Below are 15381 nucleotides of genomic sequence, written 5' to 3' on the forward strand. Positions count from 1 at the left end.
CGCACCCCATAGGGTTGGCGAATGGACCCGCGTCAGGCACGAACCCGCTCGGCCCTCCGCGCGGCGATCTACGAGCTCGCGGCCGCCCAGCCCATCGCCGACGTGAGCGTCGCCCAGGTCGCCAGGGCCGCCGGCATCACCCGGGACACGTTCTACCGCCACGCGACTACCCCCGAGCACCTCCTCGCGGACTTCCTCGGGGAGGAGATCGACGCCCTGATGGCCCCGATCGCGACCCTGCCCGCCACGAGCGGCACCGAGCTGAGCGTCTTCGACGAACCCGAGCGCGCGCTCCTCCGGCACGTCGCCCGCCACGCGCAGATCTACCTCAACTCCATGGCGCCTCGCCTCACGGGGCCCGTGCGCGACACCCTCGTCGACCGAGTCGAGGCTGGCCTCCTCACCCACCTCGAGCGACACCCCGAGATCGCTCCGCCAGCGCAGCCGGGCATCGACCCCGAACGGCACCGCCGCATCCTCGTCGCCTACGCCGGCGGTGGCACGGTCAGCGCGATCGAAGAATGGCTGCGCTCGGGCGACCTCGCGGACGTGGATGCTGCCGCGCGCACCATCATCGCCGCGTCACCCGACTGGTGGCTCGGACGCTCACGTTCGTAGGCGGCATCGCCGCCCCCGCCCAGTTGTTTCGCGATGGTGGCAGCAGGCTGGGAGTTGCGTGACCATGACCCGGTCTCGACTCCCCTGACGGCGAGTGGCGGATAGCGTCGCTCTGATGACCCCCACCTCGAACGGCGCCGCAGAGCCAGCGCAGCAGTCAGCGACGACACCGCAGCCGACGCCGAAGCAGCAGCCGACGCTCACCACCTACCGAGTGCTGGTCATCGGGGGCGGCAATGCGGGCCTGTCCGTCGCGGGCCGCCTCCAGCGGGCCGGCATCACCGACATCACCGTCGTCGAGCCGCGCGAGAACCACGTCTACCAGCCGCTGCTCTCGCATGTCGCCGGTGGCACCGCGAAGGCGAGCCAGGCGACCCGGCCGCAGGCCGACGTCATGCCGGACGGCGTGACGCTCATCCGCGACGCTGTGGCCTCGGTCGACCCGGAGACGTCGTCGCTCGTCCTCGCATCCGGACGTCGCATCGGCTACGAGCACCTCGTCGTCTGCCCTGGCGTCGTGCAGGACTGGGATGCGATCCCCGGCCTCCAGGCCGCCCTCGGCACCCCGAACGTCGCGTCCAGCTACGAGATCAGCCTCGCCGACAAGACCTCACGCCTACTCCGCGAACTGCGGCAGGGAACGGCCGTGTTCGTGCAGGCGCCGGAGCCCGCATCGTTCGCCGGCGCGATCCAGAAGCCCATGTACCTCGCGTGCGACTACTGGCGATCCCAAGGAGTGCTCGACCGCATCCGGGTCGTGCTCGTGCTGCCAGACGCGACGCCGCTCGGCGTGCCCGCGATCGACCGCGAGCTCGAGCGCAAGATCGCCGAATACGGCATCGAGGTGCGCCGCCAGGCACAGCTCACCGAGGTGCTCGGCGACGCGAAGACCGCAGTCGTCGAGACCGCCGGGGAAGGCAGCGAGCGCATCCCCTACGACGCCCTCATCGTGGAGCCGCCGCAGCGGGCTCCCGAGTGGATCGCCGAAGCCGGGCTCGCGGGCGCTGAGCTCGCCTACCCGACCCCCGAGATGGCCAGCGAGCGCGGGTTCGCGGACGTGGACACGCACTCGATGCGCCACCACCGGTTCCCGAACGTGTGGTCGCTCGGCGATGCCGCCGTCTCGCGCAGCCAACGCACCGGTGGCGCGCTGAGGAAGCAGACGAAGGCGCTCGCCGAGAACCTCGTGAGCGTGCTCCGCGAACAGGCCCCGCAGAGCGACTACGACGGCTACACCGTCGCCCCATTCACGGTGTCGCGCTCGAGCGTCGTCTTCGGGGAGTTCGACGACACCCTCGAGCAGCGTCCGAGCATCCCGTTCTGGAAGGGCCTCGCCCGCGAGCGCCGCCTCACGTGGGTGTTCGACCGCCACGTGCTGCCCTGGGTCTACTGGAACCTCATCCTGAAGGGGAGAGCCTGACCCCGCACGATTCGGGGCCGCGTGGCTCGTGACTAGGCCGACGCGGGCGTGCGGGCCGTGCAGTCGCGATTCGACCGAGCTAGGTGCGGGGCGCCCAGTCGACCCAGTCGTAGCCGACGTCGTCGCAGGCGTCATCCGCATCGTCGAGCGCGTCCTCGATGGTGCCGGAGTCCGGGTCAGCGGCGTGCGTCCTGGCGGCGTCCCAGATGAGCCAGTCGTCGCGGTCGGAGGCACGCCCCGTGAACGTGAAGACGAGGTCGCTGACCGCCTTCTCGACCTCGGGGTCAGCGGTCTCGGCGTCGCGTGCAGCGAGGAGCTGATCGACGGCCGCCGTGAACTGCGCCTGCTTGTCCGCATCACCGTCGTAACTCGCGCCACCGGCCGAGAGGGAGAACATCGCATCCGTGGCCGCGTTCGCGTCCTGACACACGAGTGCGTCGCCCTCCAGGGCGTCGGCGACGGGGAAGGTCGTCGGTGCCGGCGTCGCGGGCGTCGCCTGGGCCGACGAGGGTGCACCTGTCGAGGATGCGGCCGTCGAAGGTGCGCTCGGCGAGCCCGAGTCTTCGCCGCCGATGCGTTCCGCGAGCGTGCATCCGCTCAGCAGCAGCGCAACGGCAAGCGCGCCGACAGCGCCCACAGCAGGTGATGATCTACGCACAGTCACGAACTCCCCCGGAGTGATCTCGAATACCGACTCCAACCATACGAGGCGCACGCTGAGAGGCCCGGAGTCGGCGCCCGGCCTGTGGAACGACGACGCCGCGGGAGAGTCATCGCCTCCGGAGAAGCCGAACTGCGCACGCAGCTGGTGTGCCAGGATCACCCCATGAAGCCCTTGCTCATCGCTGCTGCCGCCGCCCTCGGAATCGCGCTCGCTGCCATCGGAATCGCAGCAGGCCTCCGACCTGACGACCCTGCAGCGACCGAGTTCCTCGTGGGCCTCGGATACTTCGGCCTGCTGCTCGCGCCCGCCGGCGCCCTCGCGGTGCTGATCCTCGGTGCTATCGCACTCGGCCGCATCGCGCGCCGCGACGCGGCGGCGAACTCCGAAGCGCTCCGGGCCACCGGGCGCGGCTGACTCGCTGGGCCGAGGCGGCAGGCAAGAGACATCAGGCTGGGCCCATCAGGCAGACGCGGCAGGCAACAAAAAAGGCCCGCTTTCGCGAGCCTTTCCTGCATCTGTCTCAACACAGAGCTGCGTACCTGAGCTGTGAAGCTCTTGTACTGTGCGCCCGAAGGGATTCGAACCCCTAACCTTCTGATCCGTAGTCAGATGCTCTATCCGTTGAGCTACGGGCGCCCGGTCATTCGCTTGCGCGATTGACCAGGGGATAGCTTACACACGACCTGACCGGTCCGCAAACCCGGCGGGTCGCGGGCCGTTCGGGCGAGGCGACGAACGATGCGCGCGCGCCCATGCAGGCGCACAACGCCGACCGGGAGGCCCCGGAGTACCCTCGAACGAGTGACACCCGACCGCACCAACACCCCGAAGCCCCCGTCCACAGGCAACCCCTGGCTCGGTCACCTCGGCGGGTCACGCGACTACCGGCGCATCCAGCTCGCGATGCTCTGCGCCGGGTTCGCGACGTTCGCGCAGCTCTACGCCCCGCAGGCGCTGCTGCCGGAGATCTCGACGACCTTCGCCATCGACCCCGCGACCGCCGCCCTCATGGTCTCCATGGGCACCCTGGGCGTCGCCATCTCAGTACTGCCGTGGTCGATCGCCGCCGACCGGATGGGGCGCGTGCGCGCCATCACGATCTCCATCTCGAGCGCCACCATCCTCGGCCTGCTCATGATCCTCATGCCCAGCTTCGAGCTGGCCCTCGCGCTTCGCCTCCTCGAAGGCCTCGCACTCGGCGGCGTACCTGCCTGCGCCATCGCCTACCTCAACGAGGAGCTCCACCCCACCGCGGCGGCCGGCGCCGCTGGCACGTTCGTCGCCGGCAACACCCTCGGCGGGCTCGGCGGTCGAATCGTGCCGACCCCCGTCGCGGAGCTCCTCGACTGGCGGCTCGGCCTGCTGACGGTGTCGCTCATCTCCGTCGCCATGGCCGTGCTCTTCATCTGGCTCATCCCGAAGCCCCGCGGTTTCGCGCCCCTCGCGAAGAACGCAGGCGGCACCCTCGGCGCGAGCATCGGCCGCGCCTGGAAGGCCATCACCGCGCACCTCTCCAGCACCAGGATGCTCGGGCTGTTCGCGCAGGGGTTCTTCCTCATGGGCGGGTTCGTCGCCGTCTACAACTTCCTCGGCTTCCACCTCACCCAAGCCCCCTACTTCCTGCCCGTCTGGCTGGTTTCGCTCGTCTTCGTGACCTACCTCGCGGGTTCCTTCTCGTCACCCTTCATCGCCCGCCTCGCCGGCCGCCACGGACGCAAGCTCGTGCTCCTCGCATCCACCGCCGTCTCCCTCGGCGGACTCGCCCTCACCCTCTCGCCGCAGCTCTGGCTCGTCATCACGGGACTCGCGATCTTCACAGCCGCATTCTTCGGCGCCCACTCCGTCGCCGTCGGCTGGGCCGGCGCCTACCCGAGCAGAGGCCGCGCCCAGGCGACAGCCCTCTACAACCTCGGCTACTACGGCGGCTCCAGCATCTTCGGGTTCCTCGGCGGCGTCTTCTTCCAGCACTTCGACTGGCCGGGCGTCATCTGGATGGTCGGCGGGCTCACCATCATCGCCGGACTGCTCGCGCTCTTCCTCCTGCCGTGGAAGGGTGAGACTGCGGCAACCCAGGCCATTCGCGTTCCCTGACGCACGGAACCCACCTCCCGCGACCCGCGGGGTCGTCGCACGCCCGCAACCGCAACTTCACGTAATCGTCACAGCGAACCCCGCGCCGAGCCTGCGAAGGTATGCGCCGGGGTGCGACCCTTGAGAGACGGGCTGCGTGCCCGCCTCGCACGCCCGCACCCCGGAAGATGCAGGCGCCCCGGCCCCCGCCGCCTGCAGCTCATCACCCTCAGCCCCGCAGCTCAACCCGCGCCGACACACAGAAGGAGGGCACATGACCACGACGCCCGCCTCCACCAGCACTCCGACGTTCGACGGCGCCGGCCAGCTCGCCGCCGTCGCCCGCTCGGTGCGGATGCAGGAGCTCGACGGCAACGACGGCTTCGTCATCACCCTCACGCAGACGTTCGCGGCGAAGCGCAGCTCGCTGTGGTCCGCCGCGACCGAGATCTCCCGTCTCGCGCAGTGGTTCGCTCCCGTCGACGGGAGCCTCCGCCAGGGCGGCACCTACCAGATTCAGGACAACGCCCACGGGCACATCACGGGATGCCACGCCCCCGACTCGTTCACTGCCACGTGGGAGTACGACGGCGAGCACTCCCACATCGAGGTTCACTTCACGAAGGTCGACGAGACCCACGCGACCCTCTCGCTCGAGCACCACTCGCCGACCGACGAGGAGACGTGGCCGAAATTCGGGGTCGGCGCGACGGGAGTCGGCTGGGACCTCAGCTTCGCGAGCCTCGCCCACCACCTCGCGACGGGCGCGAGCGTGCCCCTCGAGACCACGGCCTGGGTGCAGACGGACGACGCCAGCACGTTCCTCGTGCTGAGCGCAGAAGCATGGGCGGATGCATCCATCGCCGCGGGCTCGGACGAGGCGGACGCCCGCGCCGCGCAGAAGCGCACCACGGACGCCTACCTCGACGGCCTCAACGGCTGAGACCAGACTCAGTCCTCGCCCCCATCCTCAGCCCAGGGCGGACCTAGGGTCACTCCCTGCGCGTTTTGACGACCACAACACCGCCCTCGGCGAGACCGCAGGGGCTCGCGGCGCCTCAGCGCGAGTCTCAGTCGGCCAGCCCGCTTCAGTCCAGCCTGCGCGGGCCGGACCCGCCGCCCGCTAGGGCGTCGTCGGGGTTGAGGAGCCCGCACGCTTTCATCGAGAGGCAGCCGCAGCCGATGCACCCCATGAGCTCCTCCTCGAGGCGCTCGATGCCGCGCCGCTGCTCCTCGAGCGTGCGCTTCCAACGCCCAGAGGCCCGCTGCCAGTCCTCCTGGCTCGGGGTCGCGTCACGCGGCAGGTCCGCGAACGCATCCTGCACGTCGGAGAGCGGGATGCCGAGGCGTTTCGCGACCGAGATGAGCGACACGCGGCGGATCATGTGCCGCGCGTACCGGCGCTGGTTGCCAGCCGTGCGCACCGCCGCGATGAGCTCGAGCTCTTCGTAGAAGCGCAGGGCGGATGCGGCGACCCCGGTGCGTCGCACCATCTCGCTCACCGTGAGCAGCTCGTCGGAGGGCAGGGGCGACCCCTGTGTGTCCTTGCGTGTCTCGCTCACAGTGAAATCCCACCGCTCGAATTGACTTCAACCATACTTGAGGTTCTAGCCTCGAAGACAGAACGCACACGCACCTCCGATCCCCGTCCTTCAGCGAAGGCAGAGAGCCGATTCGATGACAGATTCCGCCCCAGACGCAGCAGCTCAAGCGGCATCGGCCGAAGTGACACTGGCCGACGAATTCAAGACGGCCTTCCGGGAGCATCCCGCCGCCGTGGCGATCATCGCCGGACAGACCGCCACCGGCCCGGTAGGGCTCACCGCGTCGAGCGTCAGCTCCGTCGCCGTCGACCCGGCCACCCTCTCGTTCTCCGTGACGCGCGCCACGGGCAGCGCCGGAGGCCTCCTCGAAGCAGGCGACATCACGGTGAACCTCCTCAGCCTCGACCAGGAGACGCTCGCCCTCGACTTCGCCCGCAGCGGCGCCCCGCGCTTCACCCCGGAGCAGGGTTGGGAGCACTTCCCCACCGGCGAGCCGTACCTCCCCCAGGCGCGGGAGACGCTGCGCTGCCGCATCGCCAGCACCGTCAAGGTCGGCGGCTCGACGATCGTGCTCGCCGAGGTCCTCGAAGTGCTCCACGGCAGCAGCACGCCGCCGCTCATGTACCAGAACCGTCGCTTCGGGCGCCTCGACGCGTCGTCCTTCGACCAGTAGAGCTCGCGCGAACAGCCACCACGAACCACTCCACGAAATCCGACAGAAAGAAGGTCACACCATGACCGCATACACCCTTCCCGACCTCGCCTACGACTACTCCGCGCTCGCTCCGAGCATCAGCGGCGAGATCATGGAGCTGCACCACTCCAAGCACCACGCCACCTACGTCAAGGGCGCGAACACGGCCCTCGAGCAGCTCGCCGAAGCCCGCGAGAGCGGCAACCTCGCGAACGTCAACAAGCTCGAGAAGGACCTCGCGTTCAACCTCGGCGGCCACGTCAACCACTCCATCTTCTGGACGAACCTCTCCCCGAACGGCGGCGGTGAGGCGACCGGCACGCTCGCCACGGCGATCGACGAGCAGTTCGGCTCGTTCGACAAGTTCGTTGCGCAGTTCACGGCCGTCGCGCTCGGCGTGCAGGGCTCCGGCTGGGCAGTGCTCGCCTACGACGTGCTCGGCGAGCAGCTCGCGATCTTCCAGCTCTTCGACCAGCAGGGCAACGTGCCGTTCGGCCTCGTCCCGCTGCTCATGCTCGACGTGTGGGAGCACGCGTACTACCTCGACTACCGCAATGTGCGCGCCGACTACATCAAGGCGTTCTGGAACATCGCCGACTGGAGCAACGTGCAGCAGCGCTACGACGCCGCGACCACGAAGACGAACGGCCTCATCACGCTGTAATCCTTCTTCGCACCGACCGCGAGCGCTGAGGCGCGGCGGGGACGTGGATGCACGCATCCGCTTCCCTGCCGCGCCTCAGTAGTCTCGGTGGCATGATCGGGCAGTTCTTCGCAGGCGTCGGCGCGCTCTTCCAGGGCTTCGGGTACTGGAAGAGGAAGCCGCACATGATGCTGCTGGGGCTCATCCCCGCGCTCATCGTCTTCGTGCTGGTCGGCGCGGCCCTCGTGACGCTGTTCGTCTTCGTCGACGACATCGTCGAATGGGCGACACCATGGGCCGCGGGATGGGACGAGGTGTGGCGCAACACCCTCCGCATCGCCTTCATGACCCTCATCGTCGCCGGCGGCGTCTTCCTGTCGGTGACGACCTTCACGGCGATCACCCTGACCGTCGGCGACCCGTTCTACGAGCGCATCTGGCTGAGCGTCGAACGGGACCTCGGCGACGAGAACCCCGGGGAGGGGCTCGGCTTCTGGGCCGCCGCGAAGGGCAGCCTCTGGCTCGTCGGCATGGGCATCCTGGCCGCGATCGTCGTCGCCATCATCGGCGTGATCCCGCTCGTCGGCTCGATCACCGCGGCCATCGTGGGCGTCGCGCTCAACGGCACGGTGCTCTCGCGCGAGCTCACGGGCAGAGCACTGGATGCGCGCCGCCTGCTCGGCGATCAGCGCGCGTCCGTCATCCGCGGCAACCGCGCGCAGCTGCTCGGCTTCGGCGTCGCGACGCAGCTCTGCTTCATGGTGCCAGGCGGAGCGGTCTTCACGATGCCCGCAGCCGTCGCCGGGTCGACCGTGCTCGCGCGGCGCCTCCTCGACGACCGCGGCCTGACAGGTGTCGGCAGCCGCGAGGGCACGCCGGAGGTCGCCGGACCTGAATAGCCCTCGATCCGCGCTTGCCGAATCGGCGAGGATGCGGTTAGAGTTCGAGGCGACTGCGGGCCTGTTACTCAGCGAGGCAAGAACCCACGTCACAGCTCCCGAGTGGAGCTGACGCAACGCACTGCGAGCATTGCTGCTCCGCAAGGCGTCGACCTCGCTATCTGTTCTTGCACCGTCATGTCGTCAGGCTCTCCGCTCGGGAACGTCCCCATCCCAAGCATCAATGGAGAATGCCATGGCTGAAGCAGTCCGCAACTATCCCAGGCTCGCAGGCGAGATCGTCGATCTCGTCGGCGGCGAGAAGAACATCCAGTCGGCGTCGCACTGCGCGACGAGGCTCCGACTCGTCCTGAACGACACCCCCGCTGGCGCCAAGGACAAGGTAGCCGCGCTCCCCGGCGTCATCACCGTCGTCGAAGCCGGCGGTCAGTTCCAGGTCGTCATCGGCTCGCACGTCGGCGAGGTGCACGAGGCGCTCATGTCGAACGCCAAGATCTCGAACAGCGCACCGGCGACGACGGCCCACAAGCCGTCCATCCTGAACCGCGTCATCGCGACCATGTCGGCCGTGTTCGCTCCCTTCGTGTACATCCTCGCGTCGGCGGGCCTCCTGCAGGGCTCGCTCATCATCACGCGCATGATCTGGCCGGGGTTCGAAGGCACCGGCACCGACCTCGTGCTCACGTTCATCTCGTGGACGCCGTTCGCGTTCCTCCCCATCTTCATCGCCATCACCGCGTCCAAGCACTTCAAGGTCAACACCTACATCGCCGTGCTCTGCGCCGCCGCCATCATGAACCCCGACTGGGCTGCCCTCGCGGGCCGCATCGAGGGTGGCGAGACCATCGACTTCCTCGGCATCGCCCTCAACTCGACGACCTACTCGTCGTCCGTGCTGCCCCCGCTGATCCTCGTCTGGGTGCTCTCCTACCTCGAACGCTTCCTCAACACGTACCTCCGCGGCGTCGCGCAGGCCCTCCTCGTACCGCTCATCTCTGCCGTCGTCATGGTGCCGCTTGTGCTCCTCGTCATCGGCCCGCTCTCCGCAGCAGGCGCATCCGGCGTCGCCAACGGCTACAACTGGCTCGTCGAGATCGCCCCAGCCGTCGCGGCAGGCCTCATCGGCGCGTTCTGGCAGGTCGCCGTCATCTTCGGCGTGCACTGGGGCGTCACGCCGTTCGTGCTCGACAACTTCGACCGCTTCGGCCAGGACTCGTTCCAGGCGTTCCAGACCGCGGCCGTCATCGCCCAGGTCGGCGCGGCCTTCGGCGTGTTCCTCAAGACCCGCAACAAGGAGATGCGCGGCGTCTCCGGCTCGGCAGCGGTCACCGGCATCTTCGGCATCACCGAGCCCGCGATCTACGGCGTCACGCTGCGCCTCAAGCGCCCGTTCCTCCTCGCCTGCATCGCCGGCGCGGTCGGCGCCATCACGATCTCCTTCTTCGGCTCGCGCTACTACGCGTACGCCGGCCTGCCGGGCATGCTGACCATCGTCAACTCGGTCAGTCCCGACAACCCCAACTCCATCATCGGCATGGTCGTCGGATGCGCCGTGGCCTTCTTCGGAGCGGCCGCGCTCGTCTACTTCATCGGCTTCAAGGACGTCGTCGCCGAGAACCTGCCCACGAGCGACCTCGGCCAGGCTCGCCCCACGGACCCGGAGCAGAACGCGCGCTTCGAAGCAGCCCTCGCGGCCTCGAACAGCACCGGCGTCGTCGCCAGCCCCCTCGAAGGCCAGGTGCTGACCCTCGACGAGGTGCCGGACGAGGTCTTCTCGGCAGGCGTCATGGGATCCGGCGCCGCCATCGACCCCTCAGGCCACCAGGTCTTCGCGCCCTTCGCCGGCACCGTCGTCTCCGTCTTCCCGTCGAAGCACGCCGTCGGCCTCATCTCCGAGGAGGGCGTCGAGGTGCTCATCCACGTCGGCATCGACACCGTCCAGTTGAACGGCCAGCACTTCACCGCCCACGTCTCCGAGGGCGCCGAGGTCAAGCAGGGCGACCTGCTCCTCGAGTTCGACGCCGTCGCGATCAAGGCCGAGGGCTACTCGCTCATCACGCCCGTCATCATCACCAACGCCGGCACCTACAGCGAGGTCGTCGCAACCGGGGCGGGAGCAGTCGCAGCAGGTGACCGGCTCGCCGTCGCCGTCGCGTCCGCATCCGCATCCGCATCCGCGCCAGCCGGCAACTGACACGACCCCTGACGAAACCACAGACGAGAAAGGCACTCATCACCATGAGCAGACTCCCAAGCGACTTCCTCTGGGGCGGCGCCGTCGCAGCACACCAGCTCGAGGGCGGGTGGGATGCCGACGGCAAGGGCCCGAGCGTCGTCGACGTCCTCACCGCGGGCGAGCACGGCGTGCCCCGCCGCATCACCGACTCCGTCGAGGCCGGCGAGTTCTACCCGAACCACGAGGCCATCGACCACTACCACCGGTACCGCGAGGACATCGCGCTGCTCGCCGAGATGGGCCTCAAGTGCTTCCGCACGTCCATCCAGTGGACCCGCATCTTCCCGAAGGGTGACGAGCTCGAGCCGAACGAGGCCGGGTTGAAGTTCTACGACGACCTCTTCGACGAGCTGCTGAAGCACGGCATCGAGCCGGTCGTCACGCTCTCGCACTTCGAGGTGCCCCTGCACCTCGCCCGCGAGTACGGCGGCTTCCGCAACCGTGCCCTCGTCGGCTTCTTCGAGCGCTTCGCGAAGGTGTGCTTCGAGCGGTACGCGACGAAGGTCAAGTACTGGATGACCTTCAACGAGATCAACAACCAGCTCGACACCCGCAATGAGCTGTTCCTCTGGACCAACTCCGGTGTCCTCCTCACACCGGAGGACAACCCGCGCGAGGTCGTGCTGCAGGTCGCGCACAATGAGCTGCTCGCATCCGCGCTCGCCGTGAAGGCGGGCCACGACATCGACCCGAACCTGCAGATCGGCGGCATGATCTCGCACGTGCCGATCTACCCGTACTCCTGCAACCCGGCCGACGTGCTCGAGGCGCAGATCTCGAGCCGCGACCGCTTCCTGTTCCCCGACGTGCACGTGCGCGGCCACTACCCGGCCTACGCCGTGAGGGAGCGCGAGCGTGAGGGCTATGACATCGGCTGGCAGGACAGCGACGCCGAGATCCTCGCCGCGGGCACCGTCGACTATCTCGGCTTCAGCTACTACATGTCCACGGTCGCGAAGGCCGACGTGCAGAACGACGAGAAGATCTTCAACGGCGGCCTCGCCAACTCGGTGCCGAACCCGTACGTGAAGGCCAGCGACTGGGGATGGCAGATCGACCCCGTCGGCCTGCGCTACGCCCTCAACGTGCTGACCGAGCGCTACGAGCTGCCCCTCTTCATCGTCGAGAACGGCTTCGGCGCGGTCGACGTCGTGAACGAGGACGGCTCGATCGACGACGACGCGCGCATCGAGTACCTGAAGGCGCACATCGAGCAGGTCGAGCTCGCCGTCTCCGAAGACGGCGTCGACCTCATGGGATACACGCCGTGGGGCATCATCGACGTCGTCTCGTTCACGACCGGCGAGATGAAGAAGCGCTACGGCATGATCTACGTCGACCGCGACAACGCCGGCAACGGAACCATGGAGCGCTCGAAGAAGAAGTCCTTCGACTGGTACGCGGGCGTCATCAGCGCCAACGGCACCGGAATCTAGTGTCACCCCCGGGGTCCCCGCACGTCGGGGCCCCCGGGAATCCACTCGGGCTGCGTCCAAGCGGACGTAGTCTTCATCTGTGCGCGCGGCGCCTCCACCCGACCGCCGCCCACCGCATTCAGGAAAAGAAGGAGGGGAGACCCGATGACGACGACGCTGACGGGAACCCTGCTGAGGGTGTTGAACAACAACGCCATCATGGTCGACGCGGCCGGCGACCGCGTCATCCTGCTCGGCCGCGGCATCGGCTTCGGGAAGCGCCTCGGCGACACCGTCGAACTGGCCTCCGCGACCGAGTCCTTCTCCCCATCCACCGCCCTCGAGCTGCGTCAGCTCGCCGACTTCGCCCGCGAGATTCCACTCGAGGTGTTCCGGGTGGCACGCCGGGCCGTCGACCACGCCGAGACGGCGGGCGACGTGCGGCCCAGCCAGGCGCTGCTGCTCTCGGTCGCCGACCACCTGCACTTCGCGGTCGTCCGCGCGCAGTCCGGCCTGCGCGTCGACTTCCCGCTCAAATGGGAGATCGCGCAGCTCTACCCCCGCGAGACGCAGCTCGGGCAGGCCACCGTCGGCTTCGCCAACGAGGAGCTCGGCGAGGACGCGGCCATCGACGCCGATGAGGCCACCGCGTTCGCGATGCACTTCGTCAACGCGCAGTTCGCGAAGTCCGACACCTCGCAGACCGTCGCGATGACGAAGACCCTGCAGAGCGTCGTCGACGTGGTCACCGAAACCTTGGGGGCGGATGCGACCGCCGACCCCACGAACGTCGCCCGCTTCGTCACCCACCTGCGCTACCTGTACGCGCGCATGACGACCCGAACGCAGCTGGACAGCGCACCCCCGCAGCTCTTCACGGCCATCCGCGACTCGTATCCCGAGATCGTGGCCACGAGCGACCGCGTCCGCGGCATCATCGAGGCGCAGGGCGGAAAGCTCAGCGAGGCCGAGGTCTGCTACCTCGAGATCCACCTCGCCCGGCTTTCGACGAGCGCCCGTGAGCCGCAGGCAGTGCCCGCCGGTTCCCCCGCTGACACGACGGCGTCAGGCGGGCCCGCCCCCACCAGCGCCTAGCAGGCGGCCCGGCGCTCGACCCGCATACCGGTCACGAAGATCGTCTGGTCGTTGTACTGGGTCACCGTGTTGTTCGTCGTGCCCTGCGTGTAGCCGAGGTTGAGGTAGCGCACCGTGAAGGAGCGCACCGGCCCGGGGAAGACCACGTCGACCTGTCCGCCAGGGGCGTCCTCGTTCTTGTTGCCGTCGGTCGAGTTGTACCAGGGGCTCGCCGACGTGCCAGCGCCGGTGACCGTCGACCCGCTCGGGATCGAGAACGTCCTCGGGGCGGCGGACTCGAGGACGACGCCGTCGAGGAAGTCGCGCGTCCGTCGGTCGACCATGGTGGACGCGCCTTGACGCCAGGCACGGTCGATGTCGGTGATCGCGAAGCGCACGTTGTAGAGGTCTTCGTCGAACGTGAAGACCACCGACTGCACGTCAGCCGACGTGGGTTGCGTGCTGCCGTCGCCGACCCGCTGGTTGATCTGGTAGCCGCGCTGTCCGATGCCGCCGACGTTCTGCGCTGAGACGGTGCCGTCGTTCGTCTCGGCGCGGGCGTTGCCGGCGAACGTGTGACGGACGCTTGCCGTCACGTTCGGGGTCGACGGCCTGGTCGAGTTCTGCGGGGTGAACACGGCACGACGGTCGAGCGTCGACGATGCGCCCAGGCTGGCCGCGGCACCGGTGACGGTCGCGAGTCCCCAGTTGATGCCCACGTCGGGGTCGACGCACAGCGTGGAGGCGGCCGCGAGCGGCGCGGCGACTGCGAGCGCGAGCACTGGCGCCGACCAGGCCGCCGCGGTGAGCAGGCTGCGGCGACTCGTCGTCTGGCCTGCGGTGGTCTCGGTCTTGGATGCTGCGGCGTTCTGCATGTGGGCGTCCTTCTGCGGGGGCATGAGAGCACGCCAGCGACAAGGGCGACACCGGGGGCAGTGTCGAGGCGAGTGCTGGCGCACGGAAGAGCACCGCGCGGGGGTGCGTTCGGTGCGAGAGCGTGCTGGCCATCGCCACCTCCGCAGCCGCGGTCTCCGCCATGTGGCGCTACGCAGCGGCGGTTCGCGACGAACGGCCGGATAGCCAAAACACTATGCGAACCCATAGACCTACCGGTCGGTCCGGCGACGGATCAGACGAATCCCGCGACAGATCGTCGACCTTCTCGCCGAGAGACGTGCAGCGCCGGCGCCTCAACGATGGCCCGGATCGGCGTAGCGTTCAGTCGCGCCCGAGCGCCTCGATCGCCTGCTGCATGGAAAGCACGGACGCGAAGCCCGCCGACTTCGCCGCCGACCTGCGCTGGGCGGCCGAATCGCCCTCGGCGAGCAGGTGCCCGGCGTGCCTCGCGCGGGCGTTCCGCAACTCCACCGCCGGGGTCATCCCCACGCTCTCGAATGCCCTGTGCAGCAGCGACCGCGAGACGTTGAGGCGCTGCGCGAGCGTCGTCGCCGTGAGCGTGCGATCCGCGAACTCGCGTGCGATGATCTGCCGCGCCCCCTCGAGCAGCACGATGAAGCGGTCGCCGCCGTCACCCGCATCCGCCCTGAAACGACCGACGGCCTCCGCGATGCTCGCGAGCAGGGCCGACTCGATGGCGATGCGGAGGTTGCCCGCGCCCGGCCCCGAGTACTCGGTGTCCGAATCCAGGATGCTCGTGACAAGCGCACGCAGGGCGCGGCTGTAGACGGGGTCGGCGTCAACTCTGAGCGGGAACTCCCTGATGATCGGCTCGATGGCGGATCTTCGCACGGAGTAGAGGAACAGCGTCGTCTCGTCAGGGCTCGAGAACTCGTGTGGCTTCCGCGGATCGAAGAGGAGGAACGAGCCAGGGGGCAGCTCGTGCGCGACCCCCGCGATGGTGACCGTGGTGGTGCCCGTGATGGAGGAGAGCACCTGCACGGTCTCGAGGTCGCCAGGGATGATCTCGCCGATCGTGGCGCGCACCGGGGACAACCGGAGCCTCCACATGGCGACCTCGCCCAGGTCGATCGCGGTGACGTCGACGGCGAAGTCGGGCCCGGCCTGCTTCACCCGGTAGCCGCTCAGCTCAGCGAACGTGAGCGCACTGCTCCCCCGGTGCCGGTGTCGCTGGGGGGAAGCCACG

The 15381-nt window shown here is 68.8% G+C and carries 15 protein-coding genes and 1 tRNA gene; 11 read left to right on the forward strand and 5 right to left on the reverse strand.

Annotated features, from left to right (window positions below; all coding sequences use genetic code 11):
• Window positions 1-21: 21 nt before the first annotated feature.
• Window positions 22-618: a TetR/AcrR family transcriptional regulator gene (locus tag F8O03_RS13745; RefSeq protein WP_151424347.1), complete on the forward strand. Its 597-nt coding sequence runs from the start codon at window positions 22-24 to the stop codon at window positions 616-618.
• A gap of 115 nt (window positions 619-733) precedes the next feature.
• Window positions 734-2038 carry an NAD(P)/FAD-dependent oxidoreductase gene (locus tag F8O03_RS13750; protein ID WP_151424348.1) on the forward strand — a complete coding sequence of 435 codons (1305 nt, stop codon included), beginning with the start codon at window positions 734-736 and terminating at the stop codon, window positions 2036-2038.
• A gap of 79 nt (window positions 2039-2117) precedes the next feature.
• Here F8O03_RS13750 and F8O03_RS13755 read toward each other — a convergent pair whose 3' ends face one another.
• Complete coding sequence (locus tag F8O03_RS13755) at window positions 2118-2675, reverse strand: hypothetical protein (RefSeq protein ID WP_151424349.1); 558 nt, start codon at window positions 2673-2675, stop codon at window positions 2118-2120.
• Window positions 2676-2864: 189 nt separating this feature from the next.
• Here F8O03_RS13755 and F8O03_RS13760 point away from each other — a divergent pair, with 189 nt between their 5' ends.
• Window positions 2865-3116 carry a hypothetical protein gene (locus F8O03_RS13760; protein WP_151424350.1) on the forward strand — a complete coding sequence of 84 codons (252 nt, stop codon included), beginning with the start codon at window positions 2865-2867 and terminating at the stop codon, window positions 3114-3116.
• A 149-nt stretch (window positions 3117-3265) separates the two neighbouring features.
• Here F8O03_RS13760 and F8O03_RS13765 read toward each other — a convergent pair.
• Window positions 3266-3338 (reverse strand) — tRNA-Arg (locus tag F8O03_RS13765).
• Window positions 3339-3503: 165 nt separating this feature from the next.
• Here F8O03_RS13765 and F8O03_RS13770 point away from each other — a divergent pair.
• Complete coding sequence (locus F8O03_RS13770) at window positions 3504-4793, forward strand: MFS transporter (protein WP_244296286.1); 1290 nt, start codon at window positions 3504-3506, stop codon at window positions 4791-4793.
• Between the two features lie 253 nt (window positions 4794-5046).
• Window positions 5047-5715 carry an SRPBCC domain-containing protein gene (locus F8O03_RS13775; RefSeq protein WP_151424352.1) on the forward strand — a complete coding sequence of 223 codons (669 nt, stop codon included), beginning with the start codon at window positions 5047-5049 and terminating at the stop codon, window positions 5713-5715.
• Between the two features lie 145 nt (window positions 5716-5860).
• Here F8O03_RS13775 and soxR read toward each other — a convergent pair whose 3' ends face one another.
• Window positions 5861-6334: a redox-sensitive transcriptional activator SoxR gene (gene soxR / locus F8O03_RS13780; RefSeq protein ID WP_280115582.1), complete on the reverse strand. Its 474-nt coding sequence runs from the start codon at window positions 6332-6334 to the stop codon at window positions 5861-5863.
• Window positions 6335-6449: 115 nt separating this feature from the next.
• Here soxR and F8O03_RS13785 point away from each other — a divergent pair, with 115 nt between their 5' ends.
• The 6 genes from F8O03_RS13785 (at window position 6450) to F8O03_RS13810 (ending at window position 13298) form a co-directional block, all read left to right on the forward strand.
• A complete protein-coding gene (locus F8O03_RS13785; RefSeq protein WP_151424353.1) occupies window positions 6450-6989 on the forward strand; it encodes a flavin reductase family protein in 540 nt (179 codons plus the stop codon).
• 61 nt (window positions 6990-7050) lie between these two features.
• On the forward strand, window positions 7051-7674 hold the full coding sequence (locus tag F8O03_RS13790) for a superoxide dismutase (RefSeq protein WP_151424354.1): 624 nt from the start codon (window positions 7051-7053) through the stop codon (window positions 7672-7674).
• A 92-nt stretch (window positions 7675-7766) separates the two neighbouring features.
• Window positions 7767-8552 carry an EI24 domain-containing protein gene (locus F8O03_RS13795; RefSeq protein WP_151424355.1) on the forward strand — a complete coding sequence of 262 codons (786 nt, stop codon included), beginning with the start codon at window positions 7767-7769 and terminating at the stop codon, window positions 8550-8552.
• A 235-nt stretch (window positions 8553-8787) separates the two neighbouring features.
• Window positions 8788-10746, forward strand: a complete 1959-nt coding sequence (locus F8O03_RS13800; RefSeq protein ID WP_151424356.1) for a beta-glucoside-specific PTS transporter subunit IIABC — start codon at window positions 8788-8790, stop codon at window positions 10744-10746.
• Window positions 10747-10790: 44 nt separating this feature from the next.
• Window positions 10791-12224 (forward strand): 6-phospho-beta-glucosidase, encoded by a 1434-nt coding sequence (locus F8O03_RS13805; RefSeq protein ID WP_151424357.1) that lies wholly within the window; start codon window positions 10791-10793, stop codon window positions 12222-12224.
• A gap of 144 nt (window positions 12225-12368) precedes the next feature.
• The gene (locus F8O03_RS13810) at window positions 12369-13298 is read left to right on the forward strand and encodes a PRD domain-containing protein (protein ID WP_151424358.1); all 930 of its coding nucleotides are present in this window, start codon (window positions 12369-12371) and stop codon (window positions 13296-13298) included.
• On the opposite strand, the gene F8O03_RS13815 is transcribed toward F8O03_RS13810, so the two are convergent.
• Both F8O03_RS13815 and F8O03_RS13820 read right to left on the reverse strand, forming a co-directional pair.
• Window positions 13295-14152 (reverse strand): hypothetical protein, encoded by an 858-nt coding sequence (locus F8O03_RS13815; protein ID WP_151424359.1) that lies wholly within the window; start codon window positions 14150-14152, stop codon window positions 13295-13297. The two genes, F8O03_RS13810 and F8O03_RS13815, sit on opposite strands and share 4 nt — an antisense overlap.
• Window positions 14153-14495: 343 nt before the next feature.
• Window positions 14496-15380, reverse strand: coding sequence for an AraC family transcriptional regulator (locus F8O03_RS13820; protein WP_151424360.1), 885 nt, complete (start codon window positions 15378-15380; stop codon window positions 14496-14498).
• Window position 15381 lies beyond the last annotated feature (1 nt).

This window comes from Pseudoclavibacter terrae (assembly GCF_008831075.1).
Lineage (GTDB): Bacteria > Actinomycetota > Actinomycetes > Actinomycetales > Microbacteriaceae > Pseudoclavibacter > Pseudoclavibacter terrae.